Raw genomic sequence first — 19597 nt, 5'->3', positions numbered from 1 at the left:
GACGTACTTGCGGCGTCCCCGCAATCCGACACCGCCCCGCCAACCCACGGACACCCAGCTTTTGATGTTGACGTTGCCGTTGATTGCAGCAGGTGCAGGGCTGCAAGCCCTGCAGAAAAAACCTACCTCGCCTGCTCCTGCTTGCGCACGATCGCCATCGCGATCTCCAGCGACTGCTCATAGTTCAACCGCGGGTCCACCGTCGAGCGATACGCACGCTCCAGGTCACGCTCGGTCAACTCGCGCGCACCACCGGTGCATTCGGTCACGTCCTCGCCGGTCAGCTCCAGGTGCACGCCACCCAGCCGCGTGCCCGCCGCAGCGTGCAGGTCGAAGGACATCTCCACTTCGCCCCGCACGTTGTCGAAGCGACGCGTCTTGAAGCCGTTGGCCGTGCTCTCGGTATTGCCGTGCATCGCATCGCACACCCACAGCACGCGACGACCATCGCGCTTCACCGCGTCCAGCAGCGGCGGCAGCTTCTCGGCAATCTGCGCCGCCCCCATGCGGTGGATGAAACTCAGGCGGCCGGGTTCGTCATCCGGGTTCAGCACATCGATCAACCGCAGCAGCTGGTCCGGCTGCACCGACGGGCCCACCTTGATCGCGATCGGGTTGCGCACGCCACGCAGGTATTCCACGTGCGCGCCATCCAGCGCGGCAGTGCGCATGCCGATCCACGGGTAATGCGTGCTCAGGTTCAACCAGCCCTGCTGGCGCGGCACCTGGCGGGTCAGGGCCTGCTCGTAGGGCAGCAGCAGCGCTTCGTGCGAGGTGTAGAAATCGATGCGGTTGAGGTTGTGCACGCGGGCCCCGGCCAGGGTCTCCATGAAGTGCACCGCGTCGCCGATCGAGGCCACCATCTTCTGGTACTCGGCGGCCAGCGGCGAATGCCGCACCCACTCCAGGTTCCAGTACTCGGGGTGGTGCAGGTCGGCGAAGCCACCATCGATCAACGCCCGCACAAAGTTCATCGTCATCGCCGAATGCGCGTGGGCCTGCAGCATCCGCTTCGGGTCCGGCAGGCGCGCAGCCTCGGTGAACGCCGGCGCGTTGATCACATCGCCGCGGTAGCTCGGCAGGGTCACGCCATCGCGGGTCTCGGTGTCGGCCGAACGCGGCTTGGCGTACTGGCCGGCGAAGCGGCCAACGCGGATCACCGGCTGGCGCAGGCCGTGCACCAGCACCAGGCTCATCTGCAGCAGCACCTTCAGGCGGTTGGAGATCGTGCCCGATTCGCAGTCGCTGAAATTCTCCGCGCAGTCACCGCCCTGCAGCAGGAAGCGCTTGCCCTCCTGCGCATCAGCCAGCTGCTGCTTCAGCGCCAGGATCTCCCACGAGGTCACCAGCGGCGGCAGCCGCTTCAGCTCATGCAGGGCCGCGTCCAGGGCAATCGGATCCGGATAGGTCGGCATCTGCAGGGCGGTCTTGCCACGCCAGCTCTCCGGCGACCAGCCAGCGCCGGTGGCGGTCGCAGCAGGATCGGAGACGGGCGGAACGGCGGACAGGCTCATTGCAGGATTCCGGGGGTGGGGGACGGTCATGGTCGCAGAGCCGGCCGCTGCCGCAAAGGCCCGGGAGATGCCTGCACATGGCTGAACGCCGGGGAAAGGTCAGCGCGAGTGGCCACAAACCGCATGCCCACAGCCCCCCAGACAGGCGCATGATTCGCTCCGCAGTGTTACGAAGTAACAATCCAGTCATCCCTACCGGCCCCTTCCACAGCCCATCCGCCATGAAGCCCTCCCTGCTCGCTACCGGCATCACTTTCGCCCTGGCCCTGGCCAGCCTGCCCAACCTCGCCCTGGCCGCCGATGCCGGCACCGACGCGGCGCCGGTGAAGGACCTCGATACGGTCACCGTCAGCGCCCAGCTCGACCAGGCGCGCAACGCGCTGTCGCCCGACATCGGCAGCAGCCAGTACCAGATCACCGCCGAGGACATCCAGAAGCAGCCGCTGGGGGCGTCCGCGCCGCTCAGCCAGGTACTGCTGCAGGCGCCCGGCGTGGTCCAGGATTCCTACGGTGGCGTGCACGTGCGCGGCGACCACGCCAACCTGCAGTACCGCATCAACGGCGTGCTGCTGCCGGAATCGATCTCCGGCTTTGGCCAGACCCTGGATGCACGCACGATCAAGAGCATCCGGCTGATGGACGGCGCGTTGCCGGCGCAGTTCGGCGAGCGCACCGCCGCAGTGGTCGACATCACCACCCGCAGCGGCGCCGAACTTGGCAATGGCGGCAGCGTCGGCATCACCACCGGCTCGTTCGGCAAGGTCAATCCGAATGCCTCCTGGTGGGGCTCGCAGGGGCGCTGGAGCTGGTTCCTGACCGGCAACTACGACCAGAACGAGGTCGGCCTGGAAAACCCGACCAGCTCGCGCAAGCCGGAGCATGACGATACCCACCAGGGCAAGGCCTTCGCTGACCTGACCTATCTGGTCAACGACACCACCCGCCTGAGCGTGTTCGCCGGCTTCGCCAACAACCGCTTCCAGATTCCGGTCAATCCGGGGCAGACGCCCCAGTTCGGCTATCTGGACACCACCACCTTCGATTCCAGCCAGCTGGATGAGACCCAGCGCGAAACAACCCGCTTTGGCATGCTGGTGCTGCAGGGCACGCTGGGCGAGACCGCCTACCAGGTCTCGGCCGGGCAGCGCTACAGCGATGTCGGCTTCAATCCCGACGTGGCCGGCGACCTGGTGTTCAGCGGCGTCGCCTCGCAGGTCCAGCGCAGCAACCGCGCCAATACGCTGCAGGCGGATTTCTCCACGCCGCTGGGCGACAACCACACGCTGCGCTACGGCGTATACGGCAACCAGGAACGCGCGCGTGCCAGCACCAACAGCTGGGTGTTCCCGGTCGACGATGACGGCCAGCAGGCCAGCACCACGCCGCTGCAGATTGCCGACAACAGCGCGTTCAAGGCCACCACCCTGGCGGTCTACGTGCAGGACGAATGGAAGATCGGCGACGACTGGACGGTCAACTACGGCCTGCGCGGTGATCGCTACAAGGCCTTCGGCCAGACCGAGGGCCAGCTCAGCCCGCGCCTGGGCGTGGTCTGGAATGCCAGCGACAGCACCACCGTGCATGCCGGCTACTCGCGCTACTTCACCCCGCCGGCGAGCGAGCTGATCGCCACCAGCGACATCAGCCTGTACGACGGCACCACCAACGCACAGCCGTCCGGTGGCAACAACATCCCGCTGGCCGAGCGCAGCGACTACTACGACATCGGTGTCTCCCAGCAGGTCGGCGACCACCTGACCCTGGGCCTGGATGCCTACGACCGGCGCGTATCGCGCCTGCAGGACGAAGGCCAGTTCGGCGCCGCCTACATCTACTCGACGTTCAACTACCGCCGTGGCCACATCCGTGGCCTGGAATTCAGCGCCGACTACAGCAACGGCCCCTTCAGCGCCTACTTCAATGCCGCCCTGAACAAGGCCATCGGCACCGACGTCATCACCAGCCAGTACAACCTCGACCCGGAAGCACTGGCCTACGTGGCCGACCACTGGATCCACCTGGACCACGACCAGAAGCTGACCTCGTCAGGCGGTTTCAGCTATGCCTTCGCCGGCCACAACCGCATCGGCGCGAACTACGTGTTCGGCAGCGGCCTGCGCTCGGATACCGACACCGTGCCCAACGGCGGCGAACTGCCGTCCTACCTGCAGGTGAACCTCAGCGCCGGCCACGACTTCAATGCCGACAGCGGGCATCCGCTGCACATGCAGGTGGCGTTGATCAATGCACTGGACCGCAGCTACCAGCTGCGTGATGGCGGCGGCGTGGGTGTGTTCGCCCCGCAGTGGGGCCCGCGCCGCGGTGCCTACCTGAGCCTGCAGCAGGACTTCTGAGGACGGGCCGTGGTAGTGCCGGCCGCTGGCCGGCAACTACGCGACACCCGCCATCGCTCATGAGGTTGCCGGCCAGCGGCCGGCACTACCTTGCCTCAGCGCTTGACCTTGCGCAGCGACACCACCAGCGCCCACAGCGCCAGCAGGACGAACCACACGCCCGACCACATCGGCATGGTCATGCCCAGGAAGGTCCAGTCGATGTTGCCGCAGTTGCCGGTGCCGGTCAGCACGGTGCGGAACACTTCCAGCGGCCCCATGGTCTCGCTGAGGAAAGCCAGCGGCGGGCCGCAGGTGGAACCCATTTCCGGCGGAAGCATCTGCACGTAGACATGGCGCCCAGCAATGCCGATTCCGACAGCTGCCGCAATGAAGGCAAGGATGCCGTAGGTCGCGCGCCCAGGCCGGTTCGAGGGACCGTGCAAGGCGCCGATCAGGAACAACAGGCCCAGTGCAGCGAATGCCAGGCGCTGGAAGATGCACAGCGGGCAAGGCTCCAGCCCCATCTTCAGCTGCAGGAAGATCGCGTAGCCAAGCAGGCCCACGCAGATCAGGAAGCCCAACAGGAACTGGGCGCGGAAGGGCCAGCGCAAAGGATTCATCGTGAACGCTCGAACGGATCAGGCGCCAAGCGTAACCGAGAGCGCCTCCCGTTCGAACCGCCACACGGCACGCCTGTCGGAACGGTGTGGGCCGGAGCGGAGCCCGGAAACGCAAACGCCGGGCATGGCCCGGCGCTACCAGAACGCAAAAGCCCGGCAGAGGCCGGGCTTTCGCTGTGTCGCGTTGGAACGGTCCGATTACTCGGCCACTTCCTCGGCCACGGCCGGACGGTCGACCAGCTCGACGTAGGCCATCGGAGCGTTGTCGCCGGCGCGGAAGCCGCACTTCAGCAGACGCAGGTAGCCGCCCGGACGGTTCGCGTAGCGCGGGCCCAGGATGGTGAACAGGTTGCCCACGGCTTCGTTGTCACGCAGGCGGGCGAAGGCCAGACGGCGATTGGCGACGGAGTCGACCTTGGCCAGGGTGATCAGCGGCTCGGCAACGCGGCGCAGTTCCTTGGCCTTCGGCAGGGTGGTCTTGATCAGCTCGTGCTTGAACAGCGAGGCGGCCATGTTCTTGAACATCGCTTCGCGGTGGGCGCTGGTGCGGTTGAACTTACGGCCAGACTTCATGTGACGCATGGTGATATTCCTTGGTTAATGATGAGGCTGTGTGGATCGTTGTCGCCATCCTGGCGTTGCTGCGCGGACTGCGGTTGGTCCTGGCCATCCGTCCTGGACGACCTGCCCGCGAACCTGCGGTTCGTCGTGGCATGTATGTTGCGTTGAAGGCCCCACCGCGAACGGTGGAGCCTCCAGGCATTACCGATATCAGCCCAGCATGCCGTGGCTGGCGACGCCGGCCGGCGGCCAGTTCTCCAGCTTCATGCCGAGGGACAGGCCGCGCTGAGCCAGCACTTCCTTGATCTCGGTGAGCGACTTCTTGCCCAGGTTCGGGGTCTTCAGCAGCTCCACTTCGGTCTTCTGGATCAGATCGCCGATGTAGTAGATGCTTTCGGCCTTCAGGCAGTTGGCCGAACGCACGGTCAGCTCCAGATCGTCGATCGGGCGCAGCAGCACCGGATCCACGCCGTTGTTGGCCGGCTTGGCTGCACCGCGGTCGCGGTGGGTGAAGTCACCGAACACCGACAGCTGGTCGCTGAGGATGTCGGCGGCGGTGCGCACGGCTTCCTCGGCGTCGATGGTGCCGTTGGTCTCGATATCGATGACCAGCTTGTCCAGGTCAGTACGCTGTTCGACACGAGCCGCTTCCACGGCATAGGCGACGCGGCGGACCGGCGAGAACGAGGCATCCAGGACCAGGCGGCCGATGGCACGGGTTTCTTCGTCCGGACGACGACGCGCGGCAGCCGGCTGGTAGCCGAAACCACGTTCGATCTTCAGACGCATGTTGATCGCCGTATCCTTGGTCAGGTGGCAGATCACATGATCGCTGTTCAGGATCTCCACATTGTGGTCGACCTTGATGTCAGCTGCAGTGACAACGCCCGGACCCTGCTTGGACAGGGACAGGGTGGCGCTGTCGCCGGAATGCATACGGATGGCCACGTCCTTCAGGTTCAGCAGGACTTCGAGCACGTCCTCCTGCAGACCTTCGACCGTGGTGTACTCGTGCAACACGCCGTCGATTTCGACTTCCGTGATGGCGAAGCCCGGGATGGACGACAGCAGCACGCGACGCAGGGCATTACCCAGCGTATGCCCGTAACCCCGCTCCAAAGGTTCGATAACGACCTTTGCACGGGTGTCGGTAAGGCGTTCGATCTGCGGACCGCGAGGACGCAGAACCTGGTTGGCGGTAACCGTCATGTTGCGGGTTCTCCTAGTGAACCCCCGGCCGTCGCCGGGGGCTCTCCAATGATGAATTACTTCGAATACAGCTCGACGATCAGCGCTTCGTTGATGTCCGCAGGCAGATCCGAACGATCCGGAACAGCCTTGAAGATGCCGGTGAACTTGCCGGAATCCACTTCAACCCACGACGGGCTCAGGTCATGCTGGGCGGCGACGGTCAGGGCTTCCTGGACGCGCAGCTGCTTGGCAGCCTTTTCAGACAGAGCGATGGCGTCGCCAGCCTTGACCTGGTACGAAGCCAGGTTGACCGACTTGCCATTCACGGTGACGCCGCGGTGCGACACCAGCTGACGGGCAGCCGGACGGGTCACGGCGAAGCCCATGCGGTAGACGACGTTGTCCAGGCGGGTTTCCAGCAGCTGCAGCAGGTTCTCGCCGGTGTTGCCCTTCTTGGTCGAGGCCTTCTTGTAGTAGTTGCGGAACTGACGCTCCAGCAGACCGTAGATACGCTTGACCTTCTGCTTTTCACGCAGCTGGGTGGCGTAGTCGGACAGCTTGCCCTTACGGGCAGTGGCGCCGTGCTGGCCGGGCTTCTGCTCCAGCTTGCACTTGGAGTCCAGCGCACGCGCCGGGCTCTTCAGGGACAGGTCGGCGCCTTCGCGACGGGCGAGCTTACAGGTAGGACCGATATAACGAGCCATTTCTTATCGCTCCCTTTAGACGCGACGCTTCTTCGGCGGACGGCACCCGTTGTGCGGGATAGGCGTCACGTCGATGATGTTGGTGATCTTGTAGCCGACGTTGTTCAACGAACGCACGGCCGACTCACGGCCCGGACCCGGGCCCTTGATGCGGACTTCCAGCGACTTCACGCCGTAGTCCAGCGCAGCGCGACCGGCCTTTTCGGCAGCCACCTGGGCAGCGAACGGGGTCGACTTGCGCGAACCGCGGAAGCCAGCGCCACCGGAGGTCGCCCACGACAGAGCGTTGCCCTGGCGGTCGGTGATGGTCACGATGGTGTTGTTGAACGAAGCGTGGACGTGGGCAACGCCGTCGGTGACGACGCGCTTGATCTTCTTCTTGGTCTTAGCAGCGGGCTTAGCCATTTATAGGTCCCTTACTTCCTGATCGCCTTGCGCGGGCCCTTGCGGGTGCGGGCGTTGGTACGGGTGCGCTGGCCACGCAGCGGCAGGCCGCGACGGTGACGCAGGCCGCGGTAGCAGCCCAGGTCCATCAGGCGCTTGATCGCGATGCCGATTTCACGGCGCAGATCGCCTTCCACGATGTACTTGCCGACTTCGGCGCGCAGGCGCTCGATTTCCGGCTCCGACAGATCGCGGATCTTGGTGGTCGAAGCAACGCCTGCGACTTCGCAGACCTTCTTCGAACGGGTACGGCCGATGCCGTAAATGCTTTGCAACCCGACCCAGACGTGCTTCTGGGCTGGCAGGTTGACGCCTGCAATACGCGCCATGACGCGGTTCTCCAGCTGAGTGATGGCCGACAGCGCGCCTCGGGCACGCCAATCCGGCAGGATGGATCAAAAAAGTGAACTAGCGATACTAACAAGGTTCCGGTCTACATGGAAGCCCGTGAAACATTGAAGTTTCATGGACCCGGCCTGGGGAGTGTGCCCAGGCTCCGGCGCCGGACAAGGTTGGACCTGGGTTTCCCCGGGGCCGCCCGCGCTACTCCAGCGCAGGACCACCTCGCCACACCCCCACCCGGAACCGCTGCGGGGGCCGCCCTTCGTTTGTGTGGCCAGAGTCCGCGAAGCGGAGGACCATCACGTCAGGAAGACGAAAGTATAACAGGCTTATCAGCCGCGGGCAAAACCGCCGCGGTTGCCGCCCTTCAGGTTGGCCTTCTTCAGCAGGCTCTCGTACTGGTGGGACATCAGGTGCGCCTGCACCTGGGCGATGAAGTCCATCACCACCACCACGACGATCAGCAGCGAAGTACCACCGAAGTAGAACGAGGCGTTCAGCTGCGTGCGCATCAGTTCCGGCAGCAGGCAGACGATCACCAGGTAAGCCGAACCGGCAGCGGTCAGGCGGGTCAGCACGCCGTCGATGTAATCGGCGGTGGCCTTGCCCGGACGGATGCCCGGAATCAGCGCGCCCGACTTCTTCAGGTTGTCGGCGGTTTCCTGCGAGTTGAACACCAGCGCGGTATAGAAGAACGCAAAACCGGTGATCAGCGCAGCGAACACGATCATGTGCAGCGGCTCGCCCGGGCCCAGTGCGTTGGCGACCTTCTGCAGGGTCTGGCCGACGGCGCTCTGGTTGGCAGCCTGGCCGGACCACATGGCCAGGGTGGCCGGGAAGGCCAGCAGGCTCGAGGCGAAGATCGCCGGGATGACGCCGGCCATGTTCAGCTTCAGCGGCAGGAACGAGGTCTGGTTCATGTACGCGTTGCGACCGCCCTGGCGGCGCGCGTAGTTCACCGTGATCCGGCGCTGGCCGCGCTCGACGAACACCACGAAGAAGGTGAAGGCGAGGACGACGATGGCGATCAGCAGCAGCTGGATGAACTGGATGTTGCCGTCGCGGTAAGCGTCGAAGGTGTGGATGACCGCACCCGGCAGGCCCGCCACGATACCGGCGAAGATGATCAGCGACACGCCGTTGCCGATGCCGCGCTCGGTGACCTGCTCACCGACCCACATCAGGAACATGGTGCCGGCGGTCAGTGCGACCACGGCGGTGAGCACGAAGCCCATGCCCGGTGCGTAGACGACCGCAGCGCCCGACGGTGCCACCTGGTTCTGCAGCGCCAGGGCGATCGAACCGCCCTGCACCACCGCCAGCAGCACGGCGCCGATGCGCGAATACTGGGTGATCTTGCGGCGGCCGGACTCACCTTCCTTCTGCATCGCCTTCAGGGCGGGGAAGATGTGGGTGGCCAGCTGCATCACGATCGATGCCGAGATGTACGGCATCACGTTGAGCGCGAAGATGCTCAAACGGTGCAGGGCGCCGCCCGAGAACATGTTGAACATGTCCACGATGCCGCCGCCCTGCTGTTGCATCATGGCAAGCATGGCATCGGGATTGACGCCCGGCACCGGCACATAACAGCCGATGCGATAGACGATCAAAGCCCCGACGACGAACAGCAAACGTTGGCGAAGTTCAGTGAACTTGCCCATTCCGCCCGCGAGGTTACCGATGCCAGCTTGCGCCATGATTTTCTTACTCCGTCACGCTGCCGCCGGCAGCTTCGATTGCAGCCTTGGCACCCGCCGTGGCAGCAATACCCTTCAGGGTGAACGCCTTGGTCACTTCGCCCTTGACGACGACCTTGGCCTTCTTTGCAGTGCTCGGGACCAGCTTGGCAGCACGCAGGGCGGCGAAGTCGATCTCACCGGCCGGCAGCTTGTCCAGCGCGTACAGCAGCACTTCAGCGGTGTCCTTGGCGATCGGCGAACGGAAGCCGATCTTCGGCAGACGACGCTGCATGGGGGTCTGGCCGCCTTCGAAGCCAGCCTTGATCTTGCCGCCACCCTTACGGGCGAACGAACCCTTGTGGCCGCGGCCGGCAGTCTTGCCCAGGCCCGAGCCGATACCGCGACCGACGCGGGTGCGCTCGGTGCGGGCGCCCGGTGCCGGGCTCAGTTCATTGAGACGCAGAGTCATGATCGATTACTCCTCAACCTTGACGAGGTAGTGAACGGTGTTGATCAGACCGCGAACCTGCGGGCTGTCCTTCAGTTCACGGACATCGTTGAGCTTGTTCAGGCCCAGGGCACGCACCGACAGGCGGTGACGCGACTGGGTACCACGCAGGCCGCGCACCAGGCGCACCTTCACAGTCTTGTTGGACTCATTAGCCATGGTTGAGTTCCTCCACCTTCTTGCCGCGCTTGGCCGCGATGCGAGCCGGCGACTGCGCAGCAGACAGGCCCTTCACGGTGGCACGCACCAGGTTGATCGGGTTGCGCGAACCGGTGGCCTTGGCCAGCACGTTCTTCACGCCAACCGCTTCCAGCACGGCGCGCATGGCACCGCCGGCGATGACGCCGGTACCTTCGGAAGCCGGCTGCATGAACACGCGGGCTGCGCCGTGACCATCCTTGATGGTGTGCCACAGGGTGCCGTTGTTCAGGTCAACGCTGACCAGGTTCTTGCGAGCCTGTTCCATCGACTTCTGGATGGCGACCGGCACTTCGCGCGCCTTGCCATAACCGAAACCGACCTTGCCTTCGCCGTCGCCGACCACGGTCAGGGCGGTGAAGGTGAACTGGCGGCCACCCTTGACGGTCTTGCTGACGCGGTTGACCGCGACCAGCTTTTCGATCATGCCGTCGTCGACTTTCTCTTCGCGGTTACGGTCGCGATCGCGACCCCGCTGCTGACGTTCTTCTGCCATCTTGATTCCTTGGTAGTTTGGGTATGTACGGCTCGAGGCCGCTTATGGTTGTGAAGTACCGCGCTGGTGCGGTGGGCCGCTGCAGAAGAGCGGCGCCGCCCCGCCTCACTCAGGCGGGCGAGCAGGCGGACAGGGGACCAGAAGTCCCCTACCCTTATCCCTTAGAACTGCAGGCCGGCTTCGCGGGCGGCTTCTGCCAGGGCCTTGATGCGGCCGTGGTAGCGGTAGCCCGAACGATCGAAGGCAACCTTCTCGATGCCGGCGGCCTTGGCGCGCTCAGCGACGATACGGCCGACCTTGGCGGCGGCATCGGCGTTCTTGCCGTTCTTCAGGCCTTCCATGATGTCGGTCTGGGTGGTGTTGGCGGCAGCCAGCACCTTGGAACCGTCAGCGGTGAAAACCTGGGCGTACAGGTGCTGGCCGGTGCGCAGCACCGACAGGCGGGCGACGCCGAGCTCACGGATGTGGGCGCGGGTCGACTTGGCGCGACGCAGGCGGGCGATGTTCTTGTTCATTTTGATTATTCCTTGAAAGCTGAAGGTTGGGCTGTTCCCTGAGGAGTCCGCACATGGATGTGCGGGCTCTTGCGAGGGACTCGCACTTACGCCTTCTTGGCTTCCTTACGGATGATGACTTCGTCGGAGTACTTCACGCCCTTGCCCTTGTACGGTTCCGGCTTGCGGAACGCACGGATCTTGGCGGCGACTTCACCGACGACCTGCTTGTCAGCGCCCTGCACCAGAATTTCGGTCTGGGTCGGGGTGGTGATGGTGATGCCTTCCGGCGCCACGAACACGATCGGGTGCGAGTAACCGAGCGACAGGCTCAGGTCCTTGCCCTGCATGGCAGCACGGTAACCCACGCCGACCAGCTCCAGCTTGCGCTCGAAGCCTTCGGAAACACCCTTGACCATGTTGGCCAGGATGGCGCGGACGGTGCCGGTCAGCGGGACCAGGTCAACGTTCTCGGCGCTCAGGGTGGCAACGCCGTTGTCGACGTTGATGGCAATGCCGGCCGGCTTCGGCAGCGACAGGGTGCCCTTCGGGCCCTTGACGGTGACGGAATCGGACTGGACGTTCAGTTCAACCTTACCCAGGGTGACGGGCTTCTTGGCTACGCGGGACATAGTATTACTCCTTTCGCCTTAGGCCACGAAGCACAGGACTTCGCCGCCGACGCCCAGCTGGCGCGCCTGCGCATCAGTCATGATGCCCTTGGAGGTGGAAATGATGGAGATACCCAGGCCATTCATGACCTTCGGCAGCTCGCTCTTGCCGCGGTACTGGCGCAGGCCCGAACGCGAGAAGCGCTTCAGGGTCGCGATGACCGGCTTGCCTTCGAAATACTTCAGCACGATTTCCAGCTCGGACTTGTTGTTTTCCAGCTGGGTCACGCGCAGGTCGGTGATGTAACCCTCGTCCTTCAGGACCTGGGCGATCGCAACCTTGATCTTGGACGACGGGGCTTTCACCGTCTGCTTGCCAACCGCGGCCGCATTCTTGATGCGGACCAGCAGGTCGGCGATGGGATCAGTCATGCTCATATGAGTACCTTTGAGTGCACCGATATCCGCTTTCGCGAAAATCTGTTGTCTCCTGGAAACGGGCCAGGTCCCTTGTTGCAGCAGGCCGATGGCCTGCCCTGCTACCCCGTTTGCACAGAGCAAGACGCGGGAGTATACGCCAAAAGAGCCCGGCTTGCGCCGGGCTCTTCGGTTTTTTTGCATCGGGAAGGCTGAATGCCTCCCCCGCCCGGTTCAGGAACCCCCGAAGGGGCTCCTGATCACAGGGCCGGCTGGGATTACCAGCTGGCCTTGCGCAGACCCGGGACGTCGCCACGCATGGTGGCTTCGCGCAGCTTGTTACGGCCCAGGCCGAACTTGCTGTAGACGCCACGCGGACGACCCGACAGTTCGCAACGGTTGCGGTGGCGGCTCGGCGACGAATCGCGCGGCAGCTTGGCCAGCTTGGTTGCGGCGTCGATCTTCTCTTCGTAGGTCGCGTCCACGGAGGACACGATCTTCTTCAGAGCCGCACGCTTTTCAGCGTACTTCTTTGCCAGCTTTTCCCGCTTGATGTCGCGGTTGACCATGGAGGTCTTTGCCATTTCGGATTCCTCGACGGATCAGTTACGGAACGGGAACTTGAACGCTGCCAGCAGCGCCTTCGCTTCCGCATCGGTCTTCGCAGTGGTGGTGATGGCGATATCCATGCCGCGGATCGCGTCGACAGCGTCGAAGTCGATTTCCGGGAAGATGATCTGTTCCTTCACACCCATGTTGAAGTTGCCGCGACCGTCGAAGGAACGACCGGAAACACCACGGAAGTCGCGCACGCGCGGCAGCGAGATGTTGATCAGGCGATCCAGGAACTCGTACATCTTGTGGCGACGCAGCGTGGTCTTGCAGCCGATCGGCCAACCATCACGGATCTTGAACGACGCAACCGACACGCGCGACTTGGTGACAACCGGCTTCTGGCCGGAAATCTTGGTCATGTCGCCGACGGCGTTTTCCAGGATCTTCTTGTTGGTGGCCGCTTCGCCGACACCCATGTTCAGGGTGACCTTGACAAGCTTCGGCACTTCCATCGGATTGGTGTAACCGAACTGCTTCATCAGCGCCGGTACCACTTCTTCCTTGTAGAACTTTTCGAGACGGGAACTCATCTTCTCATTCCTCAGGCGTCAAGCGCCTCACCGCTGGAGCGGAACACACGCAGTTTGCGTCCATCCTCCAGCACCTTGAAGCCAACGCGTTCGCCCTTGCCCGAAGCCGGGTTCAGCACATTCACGTTGGAGATATGGATCGAAGCTTCGCGCTCGACCACGCCGCCGGCAACACCTGCCTGCGGGTTCGGCTTGGTGTGGCGCTTGACGATGTTCACGTTGCCGACGACCACACGGTCGCCGTCGACGCGGACGACTTCGCCCTGCTTGCCCTTGTCCTTGCCAGCGTTGACGACAACCTGGTCGCCCTTCTTGATACGGTTAGCCATGATTATCTCCTGTCGCTCACAGCACTTCGGGAGCGAGCGAGACGATCTTCATGAACTTCTCCGAACGAAGTTCACGAGTCACCGGCCCGAAGATACGGGTGCCGATCGGCTCCTGCTTGTTGTTCAGCAGGACGGCAGCGTTGCCGTCGAAGCGGATCAGCGAACCGTCGGCGCGACGCACACCCTTACGGGTACGCACCACGACGGCGTCATACACTTCACCCTTCTTGACCTTGCCGCGCGGAATCGCATCCTTCACGGTGACCTTGATGATGTCGCCGATGCCGGCGTAACGGCGCTTGGAACCACCCAGCACCTTGAAGCACATCACCTGCTTGGCACCCGAATTGTCCGCGACGTCAAGGTAGCTCTGCATCTGGATCATGATTCAGCTCCTTATTCAGCCGCGCGCGTGATGACTTCCACCACGCGCCAGTTCTTGGTCTTGGACATCGGAGCAATCTCGGTCACGCGGACGACATCGCCTTCCTTGCAGGCGTTGTCGGCATCGTGGGCGTGCAGCTTCGTCGAGCGCTTGATGTACTTGCCGTACAGCGCGTGCTTGACCTGACGCTCAACCAGGACGGTAACCGTCTTGTCCATCTTGTTGCTGACGACACGGCCTTCGACCGTGCGCAGCGCCTTGTTTTCGATATTGTCGCTCATAGCGGCCGTCCTTACTTCTTGCTGCCGAGCAGCGTCTTGACGCGAGCAATCTCGCGACGGACGCGGCGGATATCGTGAGTCTTCGGCAGCTGGCCGGTGACCTGCTGCATACGGACAGAGAACTGTTCCTTACGCAGGTCGATCAGGTGGGCCTTCAGTTCGTCAGCCGACTTTTCACGGAGAGTTTTCAGTTCCATCAGCGCACCGTCCGGGTCACGAAAGTGGTGGTGACCGAGAGCTTGGCGGCGGCCAGGCGGAACGCCTCGCGTGCCACTTCCTCCGAGACACCCTCGATTTCATAGATCATGCGGCCGGGCTGGATCTGGGCCACCCAGTATTCCACGTTGCCCTTACCCGAACCCATTCGAACTTCGATGGGCTTCTTGGTGATGGGCTTGTCGGGGAACACACGGATCCACATCTTGCCGCCGCGCTTCACGTAGCGGCTGATCGAGCGGCGGGCCGCTTCGATCTGACGCGCGGTCAGCTGACCGTGGGCGGTTGCCTTGAGGCCGTATTCGCCGAAGCTGACAGCGTTGGCGCTCCAGCTCAGGCCGTCGTTACGGCCCTTGTGCACCTTGCGGTACTTGGTTCGCTTGGGTTGCAACATTGTCGTTACCTCGCTTCACGAGCCGGGCGCTGACGGTCACCGCGGTCGCCGCGATCGTGACGATCGTTGCGCGACGGGGTGTCGTCCTGCTTTTCCTGGCCAACCTGGGAGAAATCGAAGACCTCGCCCTTGTAGATCCAGACCTTGATGCCGATGATGCCGTAGGTCGTCTTGGCTTCAGCGAAGCCATAGTCGATGTCGGCACGCAGGGTGTGCAGCGGCACGCGGCCTTCGCGGTACCACTCCGAACGGGCGATTTCTGCACCGTTGAGGCGGCCACCCACGTTGACCTTGATGCCCAGGGCACCCAGGCGCATCGCGTTGCCGACCGAGCGCTTCATGGCGCGGCGGAACATGATGCGGCGCTCCAGCTGCTGGGCGATCGACTCGGCAACGAGCTGAGCGTCCAGTTCCGGCTTGCGCACTTCGGTGACGTTGATGTGCGCCGGGACGCCCATCATCTCGCTCACTTCCTTGCGCAGCTTCTCGATGTCCTCACCGCGCTTGCCGATCACCACGCCCGGACGGGCGGTGTGGATCGTCACGCGAGCGGTCTTGGCCGGACGCTCGATCAGGATCTTGCTGATGCCGGCCTGAGCCAGCTTCTTGCGCAGCATTTCGCGCACTTTCAGGTCGGCTGCCAGGTAACCAGCGAACTCGGCCTTGTTGGCGTACCACTTGGAGTTCCAGTCCTTGGAAATGCCGAGGCGGATACCAATCGGATGAACTTTATGACCCATGGTCTTTTCCTTATCCGCTTACTTGGCGGCGCCCACAACCACAGTGATGTGGCTGGTGCGCTTGAGGATGCGGGTACCGCGGCCTTTCGCCCGCGCCATGAAACGCTTCAGGGTCGGACCTTCATCAACCATGATGGTCTGAACCTTCAGCTCGTCGACGTCGGCGCCCTGGTTGTTCTCGGCATTTGCAATAGCCGACTCCACCACCTTCTTGATCAGGTGGGCAGCCTTCTTGTCCGAGAACTTCAGCAGGTTGACCGCACGTTCGGCCGGCAGACCGCGCACCTGGTCAGCGACCAGACGAGCCTTCTGCGGGGAGATGCGCGCAGTGCGCAGGATGGCTTTCGCTTCCATTGTCATCTCTCCTTACTTGCCCGACTTCTTGTCACCACCGTGACCCTTGAAGGTCCGGGTGATGGCAAATTCGCCGAGCTTGTGGCCGACCATGTTCTCGTTGACGAGAACCGGGATGTGGTTCTTGCCGTTATGCACGGCAATGGTGACGCCTACCATGTCAGGCAGGATCATCGAACGGCGCGACCAGGTCTTGATCGGCTTCTTGCTGCCCGCAGCGGCCTCCACCTTCTTGACGAGGTGGTGATCGACGAACGGGCCCTTCTTGAGTGAACGTGCCATGGTCGATTAGCCCCTACGATCGCGGACGATGAACTGCTGAGTGCGCTTGTTATGGCGCGTCTTGTAACCCTTGGTCGGGACACCCCACGGGGTGACCGGATGCGGATTACCCTGGCCGGCCTTGGCCTCACCACCACCGTGCGGGTGGTCAACCGGGTTCATGGCAGCACCACGAACGGTCGGGCGGACGCCGCGCCAACGCTTGGCACCGGCCTTGCCCAGCTTTTCCAGGCTGTGCTCGTCGTTGCCGACTTCACCGATGGTGGCGCAGCACTCGACCGGAACCTTACGCATTTCACCCGAGCGCAGGCGCAGGGTGGCGTAGATGCCTTCGCGGGCAACCAGCTGCACGGCCGCACCAGCGGCGCGGGCGATCTGAGCGCCCTTGCCGGGCTTCAGTTCGATGCAGTGGATGGTGGTACCGACCGGGATGTTGCGCAGCGGCAGGGTGTTGCCAGCCTTGATCGGGGCATCCGAACCAGCGATCACCTGATCACCAGCCTTCAGGCCCTTCGGGGCGATGATGTAGCGACGCTCGCCGTCGACGTAGCACAGCAGGGCGATGTGGGCGGTGCGGTTCGGATCGTATTCGATGCGTTCCACGCGCGCCGGGATGCCCAGCTTGTTGCGCTTGAAGTCGATGATGCGGTAGTGCTGCTTGGCACCACCACCGACGTGACGCACGGTGATGCGGCCATGGTGGTTACGACCACCCGAGCGGCTCTGCGACTCGACCAGTGCGGCGTGCGGAGCACCCTTGTGCAGGTCGGGGGTAACCACACGCACGGCCGAACGGCGGCCGGGGGAAGTGGGCTTGAATTTCATCAATGGCATGGGATGTACCTCAGGCCTTGGCCGTTACATCGATCGACTGGCCGTCGGCCAGGCGAACGTAAGCCTTACGCCAATCGCCGCGGCGGCCAGCACGGTTACGGAAGGACTTGTTCTTGCCCTTGACGTTGACCACGTTGACAGCCTCGACCTTGACGCCGAACAGCTGCTCAACCGCGGCCTTTACATCGGCTTTGGTGGCTTCGTTCGAAACTTCGAAGGCATACTGGTTGGAGAGTTCCTGAATGCGAGCGGTCTTTTCGGAGACACGCGGGGCACGCAGCACGCTGAAGATTTTTTCGTTGCTGTTCATGCCAGCCACTCCTCGACCTTCTTGACCGCATCAGCGGTGATGACGACCGTGTCGGCACCGACCAGCGACACCGGGTCCAGACCCTGGACGTCACGCACCTGCACGTACGGCAGATTGCGGGCGGACAGGTACAGGTGCTCGGAGGCTTCTTCAGTGACGATCAGCGGGCGCTTGCCCACTTCCAGGCCGGCCAGCTTGGCGATCAGACCCTTCGTGTTGGTCACTTCGACATCGAAGGACTCCACGATGGTCAGACGGCCCTGACGGTTCAGCTCGGACAGGATCGCGCACATGGCGGCACGGTACTGCTTACGATTGACCTTCTGCTCGAAGCTGCGCGGCTTTGCCGCGAAGGTGACACCGCCGCCGACGAAGATCGGAGCCGTCAGTGCGCCATGACGCGCGCCGCCGCCCTTCTGCTTCTTCGACTTCTTGGTGGTACCTGCCACTTCGGAGCGAGTCTTCTGCGCCTTGGTGCCGGCGCGACCGGCGTTGCGGTAAGCAACGACGACCTGGTGGACCAGATCTTCGCTGAAATCGCGACCGAACACGGCGTCGGAGACCGAGACCTTGTTATTGCTACCCGTGATAACGAGTTCCATCGTCATCTCTCCTTATGCCTTGCTCGCCGGACGGACGATCACGTCGCCACCCGCCGCGCCCGGAACGGCGCCGCGAACCGCGATCAGACCGCGTTCGACGTCGACCTTGACAACTTCCAGGTTCTGGGTGCTCTGCTGCACGGAGCCCATGTGACCGGACATCTTCTTGCCCGGGAACACGCGACCCGGCGTCTGGCGCTGACCCAGCGAACCCGGCGCGCGATGCGACAGCGAGTTACCGTGGGTAGCGTCACCCATACGGAAGTTGTAGCGCTTGATGGTGCCCTGGAAGCCCTTACCCTTGGTGACACCCTGGACGTCGACGATCTGGCCGACTTCAAAGATGTCCGCCTTGACTTCGCCGCCAACGGCGAAATCGCCGAGCTGCGCGTCTTCAACGCGGAATTCCCACAGGCCACGACCCGCTTCCACCTTCGCCTTGGCGAAGTGGCCGGCTTCCGGCTTGTTGACCAGGGCAGCGCGACGAGCGCCGACGGTCACCTGCACGGCGCTGTAGCCGTCGGTTTCGACGGTCTTGATCTGCGCGATGCGGTTCGGGGTTGCTTCGATCAGGGTCACCGGGATGGAACGGCCATCTTCGGTGAACACGCGGCTCATGCCAGCCTTGCGGCCCACGAAGCCCAACGAATACTTCTTCGTCATGGTCGTAGTCCTCAGGTCAGCTTGATCTGAACGTCGACGCCGGCAGCCAGTTCGAGCTTCATCAGCGCGTCCACGGTCTTGTCATTCGGGTCAACGATATCGAGCACGCGCTTGTGCGTGCGGGTCTCGTACTGGTCACGCGCGTCCTTGTCGACGTGCGGGGAAACGAGAATGGTGTAACGCTCGATCTTGGTCGGCAGCGGGATCGGGCCACGCACTTGCGCGCCGGTCCGCTTGGCCGTCTCAACGATCTCGCTGGCCGAACGGTCGATCAGACGATGATCGAACGCTTTCAGCCGGATCCGGATCTTTTGGTCCGCCATGGCGGTAGGTTCCTTCGTTAAAAGAGCGACAGACAAAGCCTCTGGGTTGCTTTGTCCCATGAAATCCCTGAATACGGACGGCCCGCACTCCTGCAGGCCGACAAGGTCAATCCGTAGACCTCAAAAACGTAGGCAGACCTAGAAACAGGCCTGCCCAGACGACGAAGCATAATGGCACGCAAGGCAGCTGTCAACAGTTTCCTGTTGACGCCGCCTGAATGGCATTGACCCTTCCTGGTCCGGGGAACACAAGGCACATCCTGTGCCTACTTTCCCGTTTGATACGCCCCGATGCCCTACCCAGGCAACATCGGGGCGCAGAGTGTAGCAGATTACTCGATGATGGTGGAGACCACACCGGCGCCGACGGTACGGCCACCTTCGCGGATTGCGAAGCGCAGGCCGGCGTCCATTGCGACCGGGTTGATCAGGGTGACAACCATCTTGATGTTGTCGCCCGGCATCACCATCTCGACGCCTTCCGGCAGCTCAACCGCACCGGTGATGTCGGTGGTACGGAAGTAGAACTGCGGACGGTAGCCCTTGAAGAACGGGGTGTGACGGCCGCCTTCGTCCTTCGACAGCACGTAGACTTCGGCGTCGAACTTGGTGTGCGGCTTG

General features: G+C 63.4%; 30 protein-coding genes and 1 pseudogene. 1 reads left to right on the top strand and 30 read right to left on the bottom strand.

Annotation, left to right across the window (positions count from 1 at the left end; translation table 11 throughout):
* Positions 1-122 precede the first annotated feature (122 nt).
* Entirely contained in the window at positions 123-1514 is a 1392-nt protein-coding gene (locus IAE41_RS18245) for a 3-deoxy-7-phosphoheptulonate synthase class II (RefSeq protein ID WP_200734077.1), read from the bottom strand.
* Between the two features lie 221 nt (positions 1515-1735).
* Between IAE41_RS18245 and IAE41_RS18240 the strand changes: the two genes are divergently transcribed.
* Complete coding sequence (locus tag IAE41_RS18240; RefSeq protein ID WP_200734076.1) at positions 1736-3868, top strand: TonB-dependent receptor; 2133 nt, start codon at positions 1736-1738, stop codon at positions 3866-3868.
* A gap of 95 nt (positions 3869-3963) precedes the next feature.
* Here the strand turns inward: IAE41_RS18240 and IAE41_RS18235 are convergent, their stop codons facing one another.
* The 29 genes and pseudogenes from IAE41_RS18235 to tuf all read right to left on the bottom strand — a co-directional run.
* Positions 3964-4470, bottom strand: coding sequence for a disulfide bond formation protein B (locus tag IAE41_RS18235; RefSeq protein ID WP_200734075.1), 507 nt, complete (start codon positions 4468-4470; stop codon positions 3964-3966).
* Positions 4471-4668: 198 nt separating this feature from the next.
* A complete protein-coding gene (rplQ, locus tag IAE41_RS18230; protein WP_079220763.1) occupies positions 4669-5052 on the bottom strand; it encodes a 50S ribosomal protein L17 in 384 nt (127 codons plus the stop codon).
* Positions 5053-5241: 189 nt separating this feature from the next.
* Complete coding sequence (gene rpoA / locus IAE41_RS18225) at positions 5242-6240, bottom strand: DNA-directed RNA polymerase subunit alpha (RefSeq protein ID WP_079220762.1); 999 nt, start codon at positions 6238-6240, stop codon at positions 5242-5244.
* A 56-nt stretch (positions 6241-6296) separates the two neighbouring features.
* Complete coding sequence (gene rpsD, locus IAE41_RS18220) at positions 6297-6926, bottom strand: 30S ribosomal protein S4 (RefSeq protein WP_004145446.1); 630 nt, start codon at positions 6924-6926, stop codon at positions 6297-6299.
* A gap of 15 nt (positions 6927-6941) precedes the next feature.
* Positions 6942-7331, bottom strand: a complete 390-nt coding sequence (rpsK, locus tag IAE41_RS18215; protein ID WP_004145443.1) for a 30S ribosomal protein S11 — start codon at positions 7329-7331, stop codon at positions 6942-6944.
* Positions 7332-7342: 11 nt separating this feature from the next.
* Entirely contained in the window at positions 7343-7699 is a 357-nt protein-coding gene (gene rpsM, locus IAE41_RS18210) for a 30S ribosomal protein S13 (RefSeq protein WP_004145437.1), read from the bottom strand.
* Between the two features lie 345 nt (positions 7700-8044).
* Positions 8045-9412: a preprotein translocase subunit SecY gene (gene secY, locus IAE41_RS18205; RefSeq protein ID WP_108746021.1), complete on the bottom strand. Its 1368-nt coding sequence runs from the start codon at positions 9410-9412 to the stop codon at positions 8045-8047.
* 7 nt (positions 9413-9419) lie between these two features.
* Positions 9420-9863 (bottom strand): 50S ribosomal protein L15, encoded by a 444-nt coding sequence (gene rplO / locus IAE41_RS18200; RefSeq protein ID WP_004154498.1) that lies wholly within the window; start codon positions 9861-9863, stop codon positions 9420-9422.
* Between the two features lie 6 nt (positions 9864-9869).
* Positions 9870-10061: a 50S ribosomal protein L30 gene (gene rpmD, locus IAE41_RS18195; RefSeq protein ID WP_004154497.1), complete on the bottom strand. Its 192-nt coding sequence runs from the start codon at positions 10059-10061 to the stop codon at positions 9870-9872.
* The gene (gene rpsE / locus IAE41_RS18190) at positions 10054-10596 is read right to left on the bottom strand and encodes a 30S ribosomal protein S5 (RefSeq protein WP_004145411.1); all 543 of its coding nucleotides are present in this window, start codon (positions 10594-10596) and stop codon (positions 10054-10056) included. The genes rpmD and rpsE overlap by 8 nt, the downstream gene beginning before the upstream one ends.
* 161 nt (positions 10597-10757) lie before the next feature.
* Positions 10758-11117: a 50S ribosomal protein L18 gene (rplR, locus tag IAE41_RS18185; RefSeq protein WP_200734078.1), complete on the bottom strand. Its 360-nt coding sequence runs from the start codon at positions 11115-11117 to the stop codon at positions 10758-10760.
* Between the two features lie 80 nt (positions 11118-11197).
* On the bottom strand, positions 11198-11722 hold the full coding sequence (gene rplF / locus IAE41_RS18180) for a 50S ribosomal protein L6 (RefSeq protein ID WP_079220759.1): 525 nt from the start codon (positions 11720-11722) through the stop codon (positions 11198-11200).
* Between the two features lie 18 nt (positions 11723-11740).
* Positions 11741-12139 (bottom strand): 30S ribosomal protein S8, encoded by a 399-nt coding sequence (rpsH, locus tag IAE41_RS18175; RefSeq protein WP_005408210.1) that lies wholly within the window; start codon positions 12137-12139, stop codon positions 11741-11743.
* A gap of 257 nt (positions 12140-12396) precedes the next feature.
* Entirely contained in the window at positions 12397-12702 is a 306-nt protein-coding gene (gene rpsN, locus IAE41_RS18170; protein WP_079220758.1) for a 30S ribosomal protein S14, read from the bottom strand.
* Positions 12703-12720: 18 nt separating this feature from the next.
* Positions 12721-13263 carry a 50S ribosomal protein L5 gene (rplE, locus tag IAE41_RS18165; protein WP_079220757.1) on the bottom strand — a complete coding sequence of 181 codons (543 nt, stop codon included), beginning with the start codon at positions 13261-13263 and terminating at the stop codon, positions 12721-12723.
* Positions 13264-13274: 11 nt separating this feature from the next.
* Complete coding sequence (gene rplX, locus IAE41_RS18160; protein WP_079220756.1) at positions 13275-13592, bottom strand: 50S ribosomal protein L24; 318 nt, start codon at positions 13590-13592, stop codon at positions 13275-13277.
* Between the two features lie 16 nt (positions 13593-13608).
* Positions 13609-13977 (bottom strand): 50S ribosomal protein L14, encoded by a 369-nt coding sequence (gene rplN / locus IAE41_RS18155; protein WP_010483978.1) that lies wholly within the window; start codon positions 13975-13977, stop codon positions 13609-13611.
* 11 nt (positions 13978-13988) lie between these two features.
* Entirely contained in the window at positions 13989-14258 is a 270-nt protein-coding gene (rpsQ, locus tag IAE41_RS18150) for a 30S ribosomal protein S17 (RefSeq protein WP_079220755.1), read from the bottom strand.
* An 11-nt stretch (positions 14259-14269) separates the two neighbouring features.
* The gene (gene rpmC / locus IAE41_RS18145; RefSeq protein ID WP_108767851.1) at positions 14270-14455 is read right to left on the bottom strand and encodes a 50S ribosomal protein L29; all 186 of its coding nucleotides are present in this window, start codon (positions 14453-14455) and stop codon (positions 14270-14272) included.
* Positions 14455-14868, bottom strand: a complete 414-nt coding sequence (rplP, locus tag IAE41_RS18140; RefSeq protein ID WP_004154486.1) for a 50S ribosomal protein L16 — start codon at positions 14866-14868, stop codon at positions 14455-14457. The genes rpmC and rplP overlap by 1 nt, the downstream gene beginning before the upstream one ends.
* 5 nt (positions 14869-14873) lie before the next feature.
* Complete coding sequence (gene rpsC, locus IAE41_RS18135; RefSeq protein ID WP_004145350.1) at positions 14874-15608, bottom strand: 30S ribosomal protein S3; 735 nt, start codon at positions 15606-15608, stop codon at positions 14874-14876.
* Between the two features lie 18 nt (positions 15609-15626).
* The gene (gene rplV, locus IAE41_RS18130; protein WP_004145348.1) at positions 15627-15962 is read right to left on the bottom strand and encodes a 50S ribosomal protein L22; all 336 of its coding nucleotides are present in this window, start codon (positions 15960-15962) and stop codon (positions 15627-15629) included.
* A 12-nt stretch (positions 15963-15974) separates the two neighbouring features.
* On the bottom strand, positions 15975-16244 hold the full coding sequence (gene rpsS, locus IAE41_RS18125) for a 30S ribosomal protein S19 (protein ID WP_004154485.1): 270 nt from the start codon (positions 16242-16244) through the stop codon (positions 15975-15977).
* 6 nt (positions 16245-16250) lie between these two features.
* Positions 16251-17078: a 50S ribosomal protein L2 gene (rplB, locus tag IAE41_RS18120; RefSeq protein ID WP_004145339.1), complete on the bottom strand. Its 828-nt coding sequence runs from the start codon at positions 17076-17078 to the stop codon at positions 16251-16253.
* 10 nt (positions 17079-17088) lie between these two features.
* Entirely contained in the window at positions 17089-17388 is a 300-nt protein-coding gene (gene rplW / locus IAE41_RS18115) for a 50S ribosomal protein L23 (RefSeq protein WP_079220754.1), read from the bottom strand.
* A complete protein-coding gene (gene rplD, locus IAE41_RS18110; protein ID WP_004145337.1) occupies positions 17385-17990 on the bottom strand; it encodes a 50S ribosomal protein L4 in 606 nt (201 codons plus the stop codon). Before rplD ends, rplW begins: the two co-directional genes overlap by 4 nt.
* Before the next feature lie 12 nt (positions 17991-18002).
* Complete coding sequence (gene rplC, locus IAE41_RS18105; protein ID WP_059066096.1) at positions 18003-18653, bottom strand: 50S ribosomal protein L3; 651 nt, start codon at positions 18651-18653, stop codon at positions 18003-18005.
* Positions 18654-18664: 11 nt separating this feature from the next.
* Positions 18665-18976 carry a 30S ribosomal protein S10 gene (gene rpsJ / locus IAE41_RS18100; RefSeq protein ID WP_010341589.1) on the bottom strand — a complete coding sequence of 104 codons (312 nt, stop codon included), beginning with the start codon at positions 18974-18976 and terminating at the stop codon, positions 18665-18667.
* Positions 18977-19308: 332 nt separating this feature from the next.
* Positions 19309-19597, bottom strand: a pseudogene (tuf, locus tag IAE41_RS18095) (elongation factor Tu); the annotation flags it as partial.

Source organism: Stenotrophomonas sp. S39 (assembly GCF_016624665.1).
Classification (GTDB): Bacteria; Pseudomonadota; Gammaproteobacteria; order Xanthomonadales; family Xanthomonadaceae; genus Stenotrophomonas.
The sequence above is the reverse complement of the archived record's forward strand: the minus strand, read 5'-3'. Positions and strand labels throughout refer to the sequence as shown.

Coding starts and splice junctions, on each gene's coding strand:
- rplE (WP_079220757.1), bottom strand. CDS start 13,263: ATGAGTTCCCGTCTCGAAAAGTTCTACAAGGAAGAAGTGGTACCGGCG.
- rpoA (WP_079220762.1), bottom strand. CDS start 6,240: ATGACGGTTACCGCCAACCAGGTTCTGCGTCCTCGCGGTCCGCAGATC.
- rpsJ (WP_010341589.1), bottom strand. CDS start 18,976: ATGGCGGACCAAAAGATCCGGATCCGGCTGAAAGCGTTCGATCATCGT.
- rpsM (WP_004145437.1), bottom strand. CDS start 7,699: ATGGCGCGTATTGCAGGCGTCAACCTGCCAGCCCAGAAGCACGTCTGG.
- rpsK (WP_004145443.1), bottom strand. CDS start 7,331: ATGGCTAAGCCCGCTGCTAAGACCAAGAAGAAGATCAAGCGCGTCGTC.
- rplD (WP_004145337.1), bottom strand. CDS start 17,990: ATGGAACTCGTTATCACGGGTAGCAATAACAAGGTCTCGGTCTCCGAC.
- IAE41_RS18245 (WP_200734077.1), bottom strand. CDS start 1,514: ATGAGCCTGTCCGCCGTTCCGCCCGTCTCCGATCCTGCTGCGACCGCC.
- rplQ (WP_079220763.1), bottom strand. CDS start 5,052: ATGCGTCACATGAAGTCTGGCCGTAAGTTCAACCGCACCAGCGCCCAC.
- rplC (WP_059066096.1), bottom strand. CDS start 18,653: ATGACGAAGAAGTATTCGTTGGGCTTCGTGGGCCGCAAGGCTGGCATG.
- rplW (WP_079220754.1), bottom strand. CDS start 17,388: ATGAACAGCAACGAAAAAATCTTCAGCGTGCTGCGTGCCCCGCGTGTC.
- secY (WP_108746021.1), bottom strand. CDS start 9,412: ATGGCGCAAGCTGGCATCGGTAACCTCGCGGGCGGAATGGGCAAGTTC.
- rpsH (WP_005408210.1), bottom strand. CDS start 12,139: ATGAGCATGACTGATCCCATCGCCGACCTGCTGGTCCGCATCAAGAAT.
- rpsQ (WP_079220755.1), bottom strand. CDS start 14,258: ATGAGCGACAATATCGAAAACAAGGCGCTGCGCACGGTCGAAGGCCGT.
- rplO (WP_004154498.1), bottom strand. CDS start 9,863: ATGACTCTGCGTCTCAATGAACTGAGCCCGGCACCGGGCGCCCGCACC.
- rplP (WP_004154486.1), bottom strand. CDS start 14,868: ATGTTGCAACCCAAGCGAACCAAGTACCGCAAGGTGCACAAGGGCCGT.
- IAE41_RS18240 (WP_200734076.1), top strand. CDS start 1,736: ATGAAGCCCTCCCTGCTCGCTACCGGCATCACTTTCGCCCTGGCCCTG.
- rplV (WP_004145348.1), bottom strand. CDS start 15,962: ATGGAAGCGAAAGCCATCCTGCGCACTGCGCGCATCTCCCCGCAGAAG.
- rplB (WP_004145339.1), bottom strand. CDS start 17,078: ATGCCATTGATGAAATTCAAGCCCACTTCCCCCGGCCGCCGTTCGGCC.
- rpsC (WP_004145350.1), bottom strand. CDS start 15,608: ATGGGTCATAAAGTTCATCCGATTGGTATCCGCCTCGGCATTTCCAAG.
- rpsS (WP_004154485.1), bottom strand. CDS start 16,244: ATGGCACGTTCACTCAAGAAGGGCCCGTTCGTCGATCACCACCTCGTC.
- rpmD (WP_004154497.1), bottom strand. CDS start 10,061: ATGGCTAATGAGTCCAACAAGACTGTGAAGGTGCGCCTGGTGCGCGGC.
- rpsD (WP_004145446.1), bottom strand. CDS start 6,926: ATGGCTCGTTATATCGGTCCTACCTGTAAGCTCGCCCGTCGCGAAGGC.
- rplX (WP_079220756.1), bottom strand. CDS start 13,592: ATGGCTAACCGTATCAAGAAGGGCGACCAGGTTGTCGTCAACGCTGGC.
- rpsE (WP_004145411.1), bottom strand. CDS start 10,596: ATGGCAGAAGAACGTCAGCAGCGGGGTCGCGATCGCGACCGTAACCGC.
- rplN (WP_010483978.1), bottom strand. CDS start 13,977: ATGATCCAGATGCAGAGCTACCTTGACGTCGCGGACAATTCGGGTGCC.
- rpsN (WP_079220758.1), bottom strand. CDS start 12,702: ATGGCAAAGACCTCCATGGTCAACCGCGACATCAAGCGGGAAAAGCTG.
- rplF (WP_079220759.1), bottom strand. CDS start 11,722: ATGTCCCGCGTAGCCAAGAAGCCCGTCACCCTGGGTAAGGTTGAACTG.
- IAE41_RS18235 (WP_200734075.1), bottom strand. CDS start 4,470: ATGAATCCTTTGCGCTGGCCCTTCCGCGCCCAGTTCCTGTTGGGCTTC.
- rpmC (WP_108767851.1), bottom strand. CDS start 14,455: ATGGAACTGAAAACTCTCCGTGAAAAGTCGGCTGACGAACTGAAGGCC.